16 protein-coding genes are annotated in these 12,949 nt (G+C 43.0%); 7 read left to right on the top strand and 9 right to left on the bottom strand.

Going from position 1 to position 12,949, the window contains the following annotated elements:
* The first annotated feature begins 17 nt into the window (after nucleotides 1-17).
* Nucleotides 18-344, top strand: a complete 327-nt coding sequence (locus ABWY16_RS04765; RefSeq protein ID WP_353903509.1) for a DUF3276 family protein — start codon at nucleotides 18-20, stop codon at nucleotides 342-344.
* 107 nt (nucleotides 345-451) lie between these two features.
* Here ABWY16_RS04765 and ABWY16_RS04760 read toward each other — a convergent pair whose 3' ends face one another.
* Nucleotides 452-868: a hypothetical protein gene (locus ABWY16_RS04760; RefSeq protein ID WP_353903508.1), complete on the bottom strand. Its 417-nt coding sequence runs from the start codon at nucleotides 866-868 to the stop codon at nucleotides 452-454.
* 146 nt (nucleotides 869-1,014) lie between these two features.
* Between ABWY16_RS04760 and ABWY16_RS04755 the strand changes: the two genes are divergently transcribed.
* Nucleotides 1,015-1,140, top strand: coding sequence for a hypothetical protein (locus ABWY16_RS04755; RefSeq protein WP_353903507.1), 126 nt, complete (start codon nucleotides 1,015-1,017; stop codon nucleotides 1,138-1,140).
* Between the two features lie 101 nt (nucleotides 1,141-1,241).
* A complete protein-coding gene (locus ABWY16_RS04750) occupies nucleotides 1,242-1,847 on the top strand; it encodes a PAS domain S-box protein (protein WP_353903506.1) in 606 nt (201 codons plus the stop codon).
* 137 nt (nucleotides 1,848-1,984) lie between these two features.
* Here ABWY16_RS04750 and ABWY16_RS04745 read toward each other — a convergent pair whose 3' ends face one another.
* From ABWY16_RS04745 to ABWY16_RS04735, 3 genes are all read right to left on the bottom strand, one after another.
* Nucleotides 1,985-2,401, bottom strand: coding sequence for an OsmC family protein (locus ABWY16_RS04745; RefSeq protein WP_353903505.1), 417 nt, complete (start codon nucleotides 2,399-2,401; stop codon nucleotides 1,985-1,987).
* A gap of 66 nt (nucleotides 2,402-2,467) precedes the next feature.
* Nucleotides 2,468-3,673: an MFS transporter gene (locus ABWY16_RS04740; protein WP_353903504.1), complete on the bottom strand. Its 1,206-nt coding sequence runs from the start codon at nucleotides 3,671-3,673 to the stop codon at nucleotides 2,468-2,470.
* Nucleotides 3,670-5,814, bottom strand: a complete 2,145-nt coding sequence (locus ABWY16_RS04735; protein ID WP_353903503.1) for a S9 family peptidase — start codon at nucleotides 5,812-5,814, stop codon at nucleotides 3,670-3,672. The genes ABWY16_RS04740 and ABWY16_RS04735 overlap by 4 nt, the downstream gene beginning before the upstream one ends.
* A gap of 205 nt (nucleotides 5,815-6,019) precedes the next feature.
* Here ABWY16_RS04735 and ABWY16_RS04730 point away from each other — a divergent pair, with 205 nt between their 5' ends.
* Complete coding sequence (locus tag ABWY16_RS04730) at nucleotides 6,020-6,916, top strand: hypothetical protein (RefSeq protein ID WP_353903502.1); 897 nt, start codon at nucleotides 6,020-6,022, stop codon at nucleotides 6,914-6,916.
* Nucleotides 6,917-7,036: 120 nt separating this feature from the next.
* Here ABWY16_RS04730 and ABWY16_RS04725 read toward each other — a convergent pair whose 3' ends face one another.
* Nucleotides 7,037-7,222, bottom strand: a complete 186-nt coding sequence (locus ABWY16_RS04725; protein ID WP_353903501.1) for a hypothetical protein — start codon at nucleotides 7,220-7,222, stop codon at nucleotides 7,037-7,039.
* A 37-nt stretch (nucleotides 7,223-7,259) separates the two neighbouring features.
* Nucleotides 7,260-7,679: a (deoxy)nucleoside triphosphate pyrophosphohydrolase gene (locus tag ABWY16_RS04720; protein ID WP_353903500.1), complete on the bottom strand. Its 420-nt coding sequence runs from the start codon at nucleotides 7,677-7,679 to the stop codon at nucleotides 7,260-7,262.
* Between the two features lie 190 nt (nucleotides 7,680-7,869).
* Here ABWY16_RS04720 and ABWY16_RS04715 point away from each other — a divergent pair, with 190 nt between their 5' ends.
* Complete coding sequence (locus tag ABWY16_RS04715; RefSeq protein WP_353903499.1) at nucleotides 7,870-8,445, top strand: hypothetical protein; 576 nt, start codon at nucleotides 7,870-7,872, stop codon at nucleotides 8,443-8,445.
* A gap of 367 nt (nucleotides 8,446-8,812) precedes the next feature.
* On the opposite strand, the gene ABWY16_RS04710 is transcribed toward ABWY16_RS04715, so the two are convergent.
* Nucleotides 8,813-9,124, bottom strand: coding sequence for a hypothetical protein (locus tag ABWY16_RS04710; RefSeq protein WP_353903498.1), 312 nt, complete (start codon nucleotides 9,122-9,124; stop codon nucleotides 8,813-8,815).
* A gap of 231 nt (nucleotides 9,125-9,355) precedes the next feature.
* Nucleotides 9,356-9,733, bottom strand: coding sequence for a YybH family protein (locus ABWY16_RS04705; protein ID WP_353903497.1), 378 nt, complete (start codon nucleotides 9,731-9,733; stop codon nucleotides 9,356-9,358).
* A 96-nt stretch (nucleotides 9,734-9,829) separates the two neighbouring features.
* Between ABWY16_RS04705 and ABWY16_RS04700 the strand changes: the two genes are divergently transcribed.
* Nucleotides 9,830-11,092, top strand: a complete 1,263-nt coding sequence (locus tag ABWY16_RS04700) for an NAD(P)-binding domain-containing protein (RefSeq protein WP_353903496.1) — start codon at nucleotides 9,830-9,832, stop codon at nucleotides 11,090-11,092.
* A 20-nt stretch (nucleotides 11,093-11,112) separates the two neighbouring features.
* Here the strand turns inward: ABWY16_RS04700 and ABWY16_RS04695 are convergent, their stop codons facing one another.
* The gene (locus ABWY16_RS04695) at nucleotides 11,113-11,550 is read right to left on the bottom strand and encodes a nuclear transport factor 2 family protein (protein WP_353903495.1); all 438 of its coding nucleotides are present in this window, start codon (nucleotides 11,548-11,550) and stop codon (nucleotides 11,113-11,115) included.
* A gap of 163 nt (nucleotides 11,551-11,713) precedes the next feature.
* On the opposite strand from ABWY16_RS04695, the gene ABWY16_RS04690 reads away from it, so the two are divergent.
* Nucleotides 11,714-12,910 carry a GAF domain-containing sensor histidine kinase gene (locus tag ABWY16_RS04690; RefSeq protein WP_353903494.1) on the top strand — a complete coding sequence of 399 codons (1,197 nt, stop codon included), beginning with the start codon at nucleotides 11,714-11,716 and terminating at the stop codon, nucleotides 12,908-12,910.
* The last annotated feature ends 39 nt before the right edge of the window (nucleotides 12,911-12,949 follow it).

Raw genomic sequence — 12,949 nt, 5'->3', positions numbered from 1 at the left:
CAACAGTAATACCAAACATGGGAGAATTTGACAACAAAGAGAGAGAAGAGGTTTTTTCTAAAAAAGTAAGGGCCGGTAAAAGAACATATTTTTTCGACGTTAAAGCTACTCGTTCAGGCGACTACTATTTAACCCTCACTGAAAGCAAGAAAAGACTGGAAGACGGTGTATTTGTAAAACATAAAATCTTCCTGTATAAAGAGGACTTTGAAAAGTTTGCTGAAGGTTTAAACGAAACTGTGGATTATATCAAAACGCATCAGGATGTAGTTGAAAAGCGCTACGAATATTCTGAAAATCATGAGGGAAGTGGTAAAGGCCACAACGATGATTTCTCTTTTTAGAGATGCAAAATCCATTCAGAAGCTCCGTTGGGGCTTTTTTTATGCAATAACATCTGCCGACCAAATGAGCAGGGCCTGATAAGTTATCAAACCCTGCATTTTATCTCTTAGTTCTCCTTCACTGCGCATTCTTTTACCTGGGCCTGGTTTACCACGATCCAGTTTTCTTCTTCGGATACGTTGGTACCCAGGACGATCTTTTTGCTTTGGTGCAGCTGATCTTCTATTTTTGCCAGCAGCTCGGCAGAAATCACTTTATTCAGAATCCTTACCGGCTCATCCAGGGCCTCTGTTTTGATTTCAAGATCGTATATACCCGAAACCAGTGTTCTGCAAATGATCAGCTCCACATTTTTTTCATGTGTTACGCTCTTCAAAGCATCAAATGCATTGATGATCTGATCAGCATTGCCCGCCTTAAACCCCAGTATAATTGAAGGGTTTAACTCCGGCTTTTCACTGTCATTTGATAAATATATTTCATCAACATCGGCTAATATTGATTCTATTACTAATCTGTCCATAATTTACTTCTTTAGAAATCTATACTGTAAAAAGGAATGAAAGCCCGTATTGTTTGGTTAAAGATTAAAATATAACAGTGGCTTTCTTATTAAATCGATATATTCAGCTCCAAAGGGCTTCATCTGCCCGCAAAAAACAAAAACCTATGAGTATATTCCTTTTTATGGTAGGCGGCGTAAATGTCGGCACCCCCGAAATTATGATCGTGCTGCTTGCCCTCTTTGTGGTGTTCCTTGTAGTTAGAAATATTGTCTATCAGCCTAAAGAATAATTCCCGGATTCCTCAAAAGAACTACTGTATTACCTGCTGCGCAAACAATTTTATGTTAATTGTGTATTACAGATTGCCAATATTATATCTCAATTCGTTTTATGCCAGATTTTGAAGAAATAAAGCAGATACTTGATGATTCTACGATGTATTATTTGATCAGCGTAGGGATGGACAGTAACTATTCCTATGTCAACAAGAGGTATCAAAAAATCTTTAACAATGTACATGGTAACCTTGTCGGGCAGCACTATTCGGTAACTATGCATCCCGAGGATACCAAAATCTGTCAGTCAGTTTCTGAGCAGGCCTTTATGAATCCCGGTAAGGTATTTCCTGCCGTTATAAGAAAACATGACGGCGATGGCGGCTATGTGACTACAAAATGGGAGTATAAGGCAATTTTTGACAAAAATGATCTGCCAGGAGGAATGTTTTGCATCGGGCATGATATCACTGAACTGGTGCTGAACAGCTCTGAACTGAAGGATACTAAGGAGTCACTGACTAAAACGCAGTATAATCTGGCTGAAATCAATTATATACAGTCGCACGTAGTAAGAAAACCACTGGCCAATATCATGGGATTAAGTAATCTGCTGGAATCAATGGATATCACGCCGGAACTGGGGGATATTATCGGTATGATCAATGAGAGTGCGAAAGAGCTGGATCAGGTGATCAGGGATATTGCTGCAATGAAGTAACCGCAAAAGATCTATAAAAATAAGGCATATCTTATCCCGGCGGCATAATTTTGCAGGCAAAACAACGAAGGCCGGGATAAGATATGCCTTTTTTTCTAGAAGATGCTGCCGGGTTTATACCGGTAGCTTACCATGGTTTATACCAAAGTTGCATCTAAAGTGATGTCCAGGTTGTAAGCTTTACTTACAGGACAGTTAGCTTTGGCACCTGCAGTGATTTCTTTAAACTGCTCTTCTGTGATATCAGGAATACTTGCTTTCAGAACCAGGTTGGATGTAGTGATCGTTCCTGTGTTTGTATCTAAAGTGATTGTTGCTTTAGTTTCCAGGGAAGTAGGGTTAAAACCGGCTTCCGTAAGGTCAAGGCTCAGTTTCATGGTAAAACAGCCAGCATGGGCAGCTGCCATTAATTCTTCAGGATTGGTACCGATGCCATCAGCAAAACGACTGGCGAATGAATATTGAGTTTCGTTCAACACAGTACTGTCAGTGGTTAAAGTACCTTTTCCTTCTTTGATGGTGCCATTCCAAACGGCTGTTGCATTACGTTTCATATTGTTCTTTTTTTAATGGTTTGAGCTATTGTTTTATTGGTTGTTAACACATTTTTACAGCAAAATTTAGTCCATATTCCGACCGAGGAGTTTAAATCCCAGTGCACATAACAGGAGCAGAAGTATCAGCCCGATCCATAGCCAGTTATAGCCATACATTTCTGCAAGGTAAAAACCGGCAGAAGGCCCGATCACCTGTGAAATGGACCAGCTCATGGTGTAACCTGCTGCATATTGTCCTCTGTTATGGTCAGTTGTCCGGCTCATCACAAAAGTATTGATAAAAGGCAGGGCCAGCATTTCACCGATGGTAAAAGTAATGGTTACCATTACTGCAGCAACTACCGGTACGATCCCGGGCAGGAGCAGTATACAGTAAGCTAGGGCAATCATCAGGACCCCCATAACGATATATTGGATAGGTGATCGTTTATTCTCTATTCTGCTGATCATAACCATTTCAAAAAGGGCGATGATCAGGCCGTTCATGCCCAGGATCAGTCCGATCCAAAACTCATCGATATGCCAAACTTCTTTATAGAAAAGCGGAACCACTCTGAAAAGGAGAAAGAAGCATATGGTAAGCAAAATATTCAGCAGCAGAAATTTCATGAACAAAACATCCTTCCAGGGTTTGATAACCGAAGACTGTATGATCTTTTCAGCAGCAGTTTTTGCTGCCTTTTTTATGTTGGGAAGCATGAAGAAAATAGCTATGCCCGCCATTATGCTCACTCCCCCGTCTACAATGAACAGCAGGGGATAGCTAAAAAAGGCAATCATTCCCCCGATGCTGCTGCCGATGGCAAAGCCCATATTATTGGCCAGCCTGTTTAGCGAAAAGGACCTGGTAGTTGTGCCCGGAGCAGCATAAACCGTAATCGCAGCATAATTTGCGGGTTTAAATGCTTCGGAGAAAAAACCGATGAGCAGGGTAAAAAAACACAGCAGTTCAAAATGAGTAATGGTTGAATACAGGATAAAAAATACCCCACCAATAATGGAAGAATAGATCTGTACAGCGCTGAACCCTATTACATCAGTGAGCTTGCCCCCTACTGAAGCCCCTGCAAGTGAGCCTGCCCCAAAAAGTGCAATGATCAGTCCGGCGTCAGACATTGGCCTGTGCAGATACTGCGTCATGTACAGGCTCATGAAAGGCACGGCCATACTGCTGCAGCGGTTAATAAACATCACTGTGCTCAATATCCAGGTTTCGCGGCTTAGTCCGGAAAATGATTCTTTGTAAGCCGCAGCTAAATTCTTTATCATTTTTTATAACGTTCGAAGAATTCCATCGTTCGCAGCATCTGGTCTACACGCTGCCTGTTGTTCCCTGAGCGTGTCAGCTCATGCGTACCTCCGGGATGCCTTACATATTCTACATCACGACCGAGGACCTTAAGCGCCTTATACATCATTTCCGATTGGATAACACCTGTACGCAGGTCGGTTTCTCCATGAAAGATAATCAGGGGGGTATGAATTTTATCGACGAATGTAAATGGTGACTGTGCCCGCAGGAGCCCAGCAACTGAACTTTCCCAGGGATAACCGCCAAAGTAATTGGGCACCAGGCGCCAGGCATTGCCCTCACCAAAAAATGTACTGAGATCATATACCCCGCGCTGCGCACAGGCAGCCTTAAACCTATTGGTATGGCCAACTATCCAGGCTGTAAGGTAACCGGCGTAAGATCCTCCGGTGATGAACTGTTGCGTGGTATCTGCCCATCCTTCAGCAATTGTGAGGTCCAGTGCTTTGATGACATCCTTCGTCGGGCCTTCGCCCCAGTCCTTCACATTACCGCGTAAAAAAGCTTCACCATATCCGCCAGATCCGCGCGGGTTGCTGTAAACAACACCGTATCCCATGCCTGAATAGTATTGGAATTCGTGCCACATACTCGCTTCCCCCGGCCCCCACATTGCCGCAGGGCCACCATGGATCTCCAGCATTACAGGATATTTGCGCCCGGCTTCCAGACCAGCAGGTTTCATTACCCAATACTCCACTTCCATGCCCAGTTCATTTTTGAACGTCTTTTTTACCGGATAACTCAGCTGCCTGGCTGCCAGCCAGCCTGTATTCAGCTGAGTAATCACTTCAGGAGATTTATTCAGCAGGTCTGCAGCATATACTTCAGAAGGATCGGCAACACCAAGTTTAGCGTAAACCAACTGGGATTTGCTGATATCAAAAGATGTAATACCGCTATCAAAGTCAGAAAGGCGAGCTACTGATTTACCCGAAAGATTGTATCTGTGCAGTACATTTCCCCCATTGGACTGCGCCAAAAAGTAAAGGTATTTATTATCCGGACTCCAGGTAAGCGCATCCAGATTACGGTCAAGGACAATAGCGGTCTTTTCTTTACTTGCAAAATTATAAATAAATGTCCTGCTGATGTTTACTCCGTTAGCAGGCTGGGTCTGATAACTCATCCATTTTCCGTCAGGAGAAATGCTGGCTGCAGTATAGCGGTAATCCGGTTCACTGAGCAGTAACTCCGGTGTTCCGCCAATAACCGGCAGGCGGTAGATAGCAGATTCCTGAGACCTGTCCGGATGCAGGGAAACATTCAGATCTGCATTAATCAGTACATATTTACTATCCGGACTGATGTCGCCCAGGCTATAGCTGTAATAACCACCGGTCAGCGCGACCGGAACAGCATCTGCTTTCAGCAGCGACAGGCTAAACAAATGTGTATAGCGCAGTTCCGGGTTTGTAGCAGCTTCACCCTGGAAATTCAGCCTGTTAAATACTTTGGCTTTTTTATCTTTTTCATTCTGCAGCAGATAGGTTCTGATTTCCTGCAGTGTACCGTCAGCATTACCTTTAGCAGTATTCCGATACATGTCATCTGTAGTCATTCCAGGTTTTTCGGCGTTCCACAAAGGTGCCTTTTTATCCGCATTTAATACTGAATCTTTCAGTAGTTCCTCAGTGCTGAGGGAAGCAGAAAAAATCAGGACTTTACCATCAGGGCTTACCGCCGGACTGCCCGCACCATACCGGAAATCTGTCAGTTGCCTGGCTTCGCCCCCATTCAGCGGCAGGCTGAACAACTGCGGTTTACCCTTGATCATCCTTGCAAAAAACAACTGTTTCCCGTCAGCAGACCAGCAGGCTCCCGCAGTGTTTTCTTTATTATTTGTGATCGCCCTTGGCGGGGTACGCTGATCTGCCGGCGCAAGAAACCACTGATACTGGTAGTCGTATTCTCCGTTTTTATCCTCGTTTGGAACAATTGCCTGCACACTGTACACATACCATTTCCCGTCAGGAGAAAACCTGATATTCGAGGCAGTCCTGATCTGGTAAAGATCGGTTACTAAAATCCTGCCCTTTTGCTGGGCAAATGCACTGAAGGTAAACAGGAATAAAAGGAGGAAACAGCGTGATTTCATAGCAGAGACGTTAAAACCTAAATTTAGAAACATTACCTGAAAATCACACAAATACTTCTGGAATAATAATGAACTTAATTCAAACGCTGTCTGAGCAGGCACAATTGGTTAAATGCCCCGGCAACCGTTAAAGAATGTTAAAATCTTAAAAGTCAGTGCCTGATCAGATAATTTTACTTCGCAGATTGTCTCCTGCCCTATCAAAATGAATAAGAAAATCATATTCGGCTTAATGCTCATCAGCCTGGCCGGTCTTTCTGCGGAAAAAGCGCTCGCACAGCATGCAGATCCCGATGAAGATGTAAATCTGTGGATGCCGCAGCCTGTGGTAGTGGACGGCAATTCTTCGGAATGGCATGAACCTTTGAATAACTACAATACACCAACCCAGCTCGCTTTTGCACTGGCCAACGACCAGCAAAACCTGTATCTCATCATTGAATCACTCGATGCTGCAACTACAGGAAAATTACTGAGAGGCGGACTCACTTTAAATATCAATACGGCCGGAAAAAAGAAAGATGGCATAAAACTTAATTTCCTTGGAATGCAGCAACCTCCCCCGCCACATTCAGGACAAAGCGATTCGGTACAGCATCCTGAACCGGAAATGATACATCATCCCAATCCTGAGCATGCTCCGGGAGTAACTGCGATCCAGGTTTCGGGTTTCAGTCAAATTCCGGATGGGGCACTTCCTGTTCCTAACAAAGAGGGGATACAGATAGCCGCGGCATTTAATAAACAGAGAGATTATATCTGTGAACTGTCGATTCCGCTTGCACTGCTGGAATTAAAAGGTAATGAAGGCAAAGCTATCGCCTATAACATCAAAATGAATGCTTCAAACAGGCCTGAGCACCCTGAGAGTGGAAAACGTCCGCCTGAAGGTGGAGGAAGATCCGGCGGTATGGGTAGCGGAAGAATGGGCGGCGGTATGGGCGGAGGTGGAGGTATGCCTCATGGTGGAGGCGGAGGCAGGCCAGGCGGAGGCATGCACGGTGGTATGGATGCTGAGCGTTCCGGCGCCGGTAGTAAATCCTCCGATTTCTGGATAAAATATGAACTGGCTAAACCAACAGCTTCATTCCGCGCCAACTGATTTTAAAGTATTTTTCAGCTTACACAATAAACAGCATATTTAAGCGTCTTATATACGAGAGCGTTAATTAGATAACGGGGATCATCCGCCTGGATGTTCCCCGTTTCTTATTTTATAGTCCTAGCCTCTTTGTATGTTATGGCTTGCCGGAGCAGCTTTCTGCAATTGTCCGGTACGTTGAGGTGTTCTGCTGCATTGTCCCAGTGCCACATAAATCAATACAAAAATAAGTATCGTAGATAAACAGCCGCCGCCTAATTTTTTGGCTCCCCAGCCTGCAATGATAGTTTTGAAAAAAGAGTTCATAAATTTAGATTTTTACTTAGAACAAGACTTTGATCAATTAGTTTTCAGATGATGGAGATATTTTAAACGGATGAAAGCCGGCAAGATATTGCTGAACAACCGGAATATCCGCTTCAGCCCAATCAAGTGTATCCAGTTTCTCCGGCTCAAGCCAGACAATCGCAGCATGTTCTGTCAGTTGGATGTCCCCGCTTTTTATCCGGCAGATAAATGGAATTAAGCGGATTGCCTGCTGACCATTGTCGTGTTCAGAAGGCAGCATTGCACGGATAATTTCTACCTCTACATTCAGTTCCTCAGCAATCTCACGCAGCAGGCATTCCCCGGCCTCCTCACCTGCTTCTACCTTACCTCCCGGAAACTCCCATTTTAAGGGCAGACGCATGGACGAACTTCTTTGTGCGACCAGAATTTTCCCTTTATGACCTATAATCAGTGCGCAGGTTACGTCTATCATCTTTCAAAATTATAAAAATCAATTCAGAAAACAATCTCTGACAGGTCCCTTTGTCGGTACTTTTTGATCCGGGGGCGACGTGAACAGCCTTTTGGTCGGCACAATCCTGCTATTGGCAGATTCTGTCTGAGAGTTCGTTCTTTTCGGCACCCCGTTTGGAATAGACTACACAACTAACACACAAACAACAATGAAAAGAATTATTTTAGCTGTCATCTTCGGAGTAGCTTCGTTAAGCAGCATAAGCACTAAAGCGCAGGTAAGTTTAAATATCAATATAGGATCACAACCACAATGGGGCCCTACCGGTTATGACCATGTAGACTACTACTACCTGCCAGATGTAGATGCCTATTACAATGTGCCGGCTCAGCAATATGTATATTTAAATAATGGAAGCTGGATCTGGAGAAATAGCCTGCCATCACAATACAGCAATTTTGACCTGTACAATTCCTACAAAGTAGTGATGAATACACCTAAACCTTACCTGTCTCACCAGACACATGTCAGGGAGTACAGCAAATACAAAGGTACTAAAGGAAAACAAGGTAATATCAGGGACAGCAAAGATGCCAGGTATGTAAATGCAAGAAACAATAACGGCAGAGGCAATACCAATGTAAGAACTACCACAGTTAGAAATACTACTGTAAGGAACAATACCACCAACCGTAATACTCCGGCTAAAAATAACAATGCCGGTAAAAATAATGGTAAAGGAAATGACAACCGCCAGGACAACAGAGGTGGTCGCGGTCACTAAAATAAAACACACACACAATTGCAAAAAACGCCGGTTCCCCAGGGACTGGCGTTTTTGCTTTGCAGAATTTGAAAATTTAGCCAAACAAATATATATGAACAGCTATCCACAATTATTTGATGCCTATCAACAGGTTATCAACAAATAATGTGGAAAACAAGTCTATAAGCGGGAATAGACCTTATGATTTTGCCAATTGTTGAAATCACGTTTGAATATCCTGAACTTTATACACACTGCAAACCGCTGTACTTAAACTATTTATTAATGTTATCCACAATTAATGTTAATAACAAAAAACCTTTTTACACAAAAAAAGCCGGATAAATCCGGCTTCTTTCATTGTATGAAATGGTTGATATGAGGCTTATTGAACTACAACACCATCCTTGGTGATTTTGATAAAGGCTACTTCAGTACCTTTTTTCACATCAATATGGTAATACTGTGTTTTGTCTGCATTGGTTACTAGAAAAGCGGCTGTTGGTGTCCACTCTTTATACGCATCAGCTTTTAAAGTTGTTGTTACAGGTGCAGGTAATTCTTCAAGTTTAACAGGTACTTTCTGGGTGCTATCCTGCTGTACAGAAATTGCCGCCGGAGTTTTAGCTTCTGATGCTTTAACTGTTGATATACCTGCGAATGCTAATACTGTTGCTGTTAAGATGAAATTTTTCATGATGTCTGTTATTTATTGTGACCGGATGTCCTGATAGATCTGGATACTCAGCCGACTCGTTTAATATTTTAATTATTTAATTCGTTTAGGATTGTCGCATAATAATGCCATGTTTGGCACAAAACCCAAAAACCTGACTATCAGATATTTAATTTTGTCCAACTAAAATACTGGTGTGGAGGATCTCCACAACTTGTCTAAATAAGTAGCAAAGTATTGAGGGAGCAGCCGCTAATCCAGCGAAACAAATAATTCGGACTGGGTCAGCCAAACACCTTTGACTTTCCGCCACATGGCAGAGTAATTGCCCCTGAACTTTGCAGTTTTGTAGTTCCAGGTTCCTGTTTCCCAGGCCAGAATTCCACTGTCTCCTATTTTAATCTCGGCGGGAATACGTTCAAATACCGGAGGATCTGCAGCAAACATCTCTGTGAAAACTTCTACGAGGGCTTTTTTGCCAACATACTGCCCTCCCTCACCGGAGATCACAATCATATCCTCGAGCCAGTACTGTGCTACTCCAGAAACATTATGCTCACGGATAGCTTTATTTGAATTTTCGCGAGACTGACGGATATTTTCTACTGCTTCTTTCTGCTGCTGATCCATTGTGGTAGTTAAATCAGCGTAAAACTAATAAGAAATGTGCTAAATGTTCCTCCTTTATCAGCATATTTTCGGTAATTTGCTACATAATATGATGCGATGCTTATAGGAATTATTGGCCTGGGAGATATGGGCAAACTTTATGCAAAACGTTTTGCAAAAGCGGGATACCAGGTATGCGGTTCTGATCTGCCTGAGTTTTATGAAAAACTGGAAGAAGAACTTTCTCCGCTGGGGATTGAGCTGATGGTTGACGGAAGTGCTGTATCCAGAAAATCTGATATCATTTTTTATGCCGTAGAGGCCGAAAAAATTGCAGATGTGGTACAGAGATATGGCAGTGCAACTAAATATGGTGCAATTGTAGCAGGACAAACCTCTGTAAAACATCCCGAAATAGCCGCCTTTGAAGCCTACCTGCCCAAAGATGTAAATATCATTACCTGTCACTCCCTGCACGGACCCGGATTTGATACAAAAGACCAGACATTGATCGTTATCCCCTACCGCTGCGATGCAGAAGCTTACATGCGGATGGTGGATGTGCTTTCCGCACTGGAATCTGACCTGGTAGAGATGAGTGATTACCATACCCATGATAAAATTGTAGCGGATACACAGGCGGTAACACATATGGGCTTTGAAAGCATGGGCACAGCCTGGAAAAGCGCAGGATTTTTTCCCTGGGAAAATGCCTCTTACTTTGGGGGAATCGACAATGTCAAGATTCTGACCATGCTCAGGATCTTCAGTTATAAAGCACATATTTATGCCGGACTAGCCATTCTGAACCCCTATGCAAGGCAGCAGATTAAATCCTATGCCCAATCAGAATCGGATCTTTTTAAAATGATGATCACAGAAAATGAGAATGATTTTCGTGTGCGCATCATGAAGGCTAAACATTTCCTTTTTCCTGATACCAAACAGTTCCTGCTGCTGGATAATCAGGTGATGCAGGAGTTCTCCCTATCAGGCAGCGGGATACCGCGTACACCAAATTCACACTTGAGTTTACTGAGTATGGCCGATGCATGGTACCAGCTGGGAATCAACCCTTATGACAACCTGATCTGCCAGACACCTCCTTTCAGATTAAGACTTGGGATTGTAGAGTACCTTTTCAGGAATGAAGAGCTGCTTGAAGAATCTATCAATGCAGCTATCTATAATAAACAGATCCGTACGGATGATCTGGAATTCCACTCTGCGGTAAGGGAATGGTCATCTATCATAGGTTATGGTGATATGAATGGCTATAAACATCATTTCAATGATGCCAAGCTTTTCTTTGAAGACCGGCTGGAGCACGGCAGGCTGCAAAGTTCAGAACTGATCAGCAGGTTAAACCGCAGCTACTGATCAGTTCTGCATTTCATTTCCTATTCTGCCGCTGGCGCGTGAAAGGCCCTTCTGGCAATCAGCTTCCATTCGCTTTTTGTTTTCTTCCACACCAGAACAATATTCAAATGCGGGGCCGCAGGTTTACCGCCGTCATTTGTTGTTGCATTCAACTGGTGACTAACAATAGCCACATCACCTGTAATACTGATGCTTTGTTTAGTCAGGGCAATGGTCACAAAATCAGATTTCTTGGTAGAGATCTCTTCAACAAAAACTTCCTTGCTCTGAATTTTTCCGCTCGAATGAGCATAGGTCAAATCATTGGACAATACACTTTCCAGATCGGCTTTATTGCCGCTGATCATTGCTGCCCGTAGTTTCTCTACACCTGCAGCAACAAGGGTTTCATCTTTAGACTGTGCATTTGCAGCCAGGCTGCTCGCAAAAATCAGGAGTATCACAGATAATTTCTTCATAATTTATATTTGATTTTTAAAGTTATATAATAATTGGCTATTGGCAGCTATTAAACTGATTTAATTGCCTCAGAAAATGAACAGGTTATTTCACAAAATGAACAACAATTTATAACAAATAACAGTTATTTTAGTACAACGCTTCTAAACTACGAATTTATTTATGTCTAAAAAACCTCTTCCTCTGCCAGATAATGAGATAGAAAGGGTATTCAGCCTGGCAGAATTTGACATCGACTACTCCAATATGGGAGAGCAGTTCAAAGATCTTGCCACCCTCGCCGCAAAAATTGCCGGTACAAAAATGTCACTGGTGAACCTCATTGATACTTTTACACAATGGACCATAGCAGAACATGGCCTTAATATCAATCAAATGCCACGGGAAGATTCTGTCTGCCAATATACAATTGCGGAAAAACACCAGTTTGAAATTCCTGATCTTTCCGCGGATGAGCGCTTTAAAGACAAACCATATGTTTCGGGTCCATTGCAGCTGAAATACTATTTCGGCCTGCCTTTGACTACCGCTGACGGACATCACATTGGGGCGCTTTGTGTAATTGACGATGAATACAGATCGCTTGGTCCGGATAAAATCGAACTGCTGAAGATTGTAGCGGCAGAAGTGGCCAACCGCCTGAATACACTGAAAACCATTGATACGCTCAAACATAACCTGTCAGAACTTACGGAATCCCAGAAAAAGATTGCGCATGAGATCAGAGGCCCGCTGGCAGGTATCATAGGCCTATCCGGACTAATCGCAGATCAGGGATCGGAAAATACAATGGATGATATCCTTGAGGCTGCGGCACAGATCAACAGCAGCAGTAAAGATGTAATGAGCATCGCTGACCAGATTATTGCTGAGATCCAGATTGCGCCTTTAAAAAAGGACGAATTTAATCTTCATATTTTTAAAGATAAGCTGGAAAGGTTATATACCCCACAGGCAATCAATAAAGGTATAGAACTCGAAGTCAATGTAAGTGAACGCACAAAGTTTGTGGCCTTCATGAAAAATAAAGTACTTCAGATTACCGGCAATCTTATCAATTGTGCGCTTAGCTGTACTACAGAGATGGGCCTGATCACAGTTGACCTGGAAATTAAGGCCCAGGCTACTTACAACCTGCTCAAGATCAAAGTAACTGATTCTGGTTCTGGTATGAGCAATACAGCTGTAGACAAGGTGCTCACTGGAGAAGAAATTGAAACTACAGATCCATGTAGTGACAAATCCGCATTATCACTGGTAAAAAGAATGGTTGAAGACCTCAACGGGGAATTCAGGCTAAGATCAATTGATGGCAGCGGAACAATTGCAGAGGTATTTTTAAATCAAACCTATGTTTAAACCTGCTGAAGTCTGGCACCAAAGTACATCTGCATATCT

The organism is Pedobacter sp., from assembly GCF_040513095.1.
Classification (GTDB): Bacteria; Bacteroidota; Bacteroidia; order Sphingobacteriales; family Sphingobacteriaceae; genus Pedobacter.
Note: the sequence above shows the minus strand (reverse complement) of the source record. Positions and strands in the feature narration are given on the sequence as shown.

Excerpts from the sequence above, each read along its gene's own strand:
- ABWY16_RS04715 (WP_353903499.1), top strand. The coding sequence starts at position 7,870 with ATGAAAAGAATTATTTTAGCTGTCATCTTCGGAGTAGCTTCGTTAAGC.
- ABWY16_RS04700 (WP_353903496.1), top strand. The coding sequence starts at position 9,830 with ATGCTTATAGGAATTATTGGCCTGGGAGATATGGGCAAACTTTATGCA.
- ABWY16_RS04720 (WP_353903500.1), bottom strand. The coding sequence starts at position 7,679 with ATGATAGACGTAACCTGCGCACTGATTATAGGTCATAAAGGGAAAATT.
- ABWY16_RS04745 (WP_353903505.1), bottom strand. The coding sequence starts at position 2,401 with ATGAAACGTAATGCAACAGCCGTTTGGAATGGCACCATCAAAGAAGGA.
- ABWY16_RS04690 (WP_353903494.1), top strand. The coding sequence starts at position 11,714 with ATGTCTAAAAAACCTCTTCCTCTGCCAGATAATGAGATAGAAAGGGTA.
- ABWY16_RS04765 (WP_353903509.1), top strand. The coding sequence starts at position 18 with ATGGGAGAATTTGACAACAAAGAGAGAGAAGAGGTTTTTTCTAAAAAA.
- ABWY16_RS04710 (WP_353903498.1), bottom strand. The coding sequence starts at position 9,124 with ATGAAAAATTTCATCTTAACAGCAACAGTATTAGCATTCGCAGGTATA.
- ABWY16_RS04755 (WP_353903507.1), top strand. The coding sequence starts at position 1,015 with ATGAGTATATTCCTTTTTATGGTAGGCGGCGTAAATGTCGGCACCCCC.
- ABWY16_RS04730 (WP_353903502.1), top strand. The coding sequence starts at position 6,020 with ATGAATAAGAAAATCATATTCGGCTTAATGCTCATCAGCCTGGCCGGT.
- ABWY16_RS04695 (WP_353903495.1), bottom strand. The coding sequence starts at position 11,550 with ATGAAGAAATTATCTGTGATACTCCTGATTTTTGCGAGCAGCCTGGCT.
- ABWY16_RS04760 (WP_353903508.1), bottom strand. The coding sequence starts at position 868 with ATGGACAGATTAGTAATAGAATCAATATTAGCCGATGTTGATGAAATA.
- ABWY16_RS04735 (WP_353903503.1), bottom strand. The coding sequence starts at position 5,814 with ATGAAATCACGCTGTTTCCTCCTTTTATTCCTGTTTACCTTCAGTGCA.
- ABWY16_RS04705 (WP_353903497.1), bottom strand. The coding sequence starts at position 9,733 with ATGGATCAGCAGCAGAAAGAAGCAGTAGAAAATATCCGTCAGTCTCGC.
- ABWY16_RS04750 (WP_353903506.1), top strand. The coding sequence starts at position 1,242 with ATGCCAGATTTTGAAGAAATAAAGCAGATACTTGATGATTCTACGATG.
- ABWY16_RS04725 (WP_353903501.1), bottom strand. The coding sequence starts at position 7,222 with ATGAACTCTTTTTTCAAAACTATCATTGCAGGCTGGGGAGCCAAAAAA.
- ABWY16_RS04740 (WP_353903504.1), bottom strand. The coding sequence starts at position 3,673 with ATGATAAAGAATTTAGCTGCGGCTTACAAAGAATCATTTTCCGGACTA.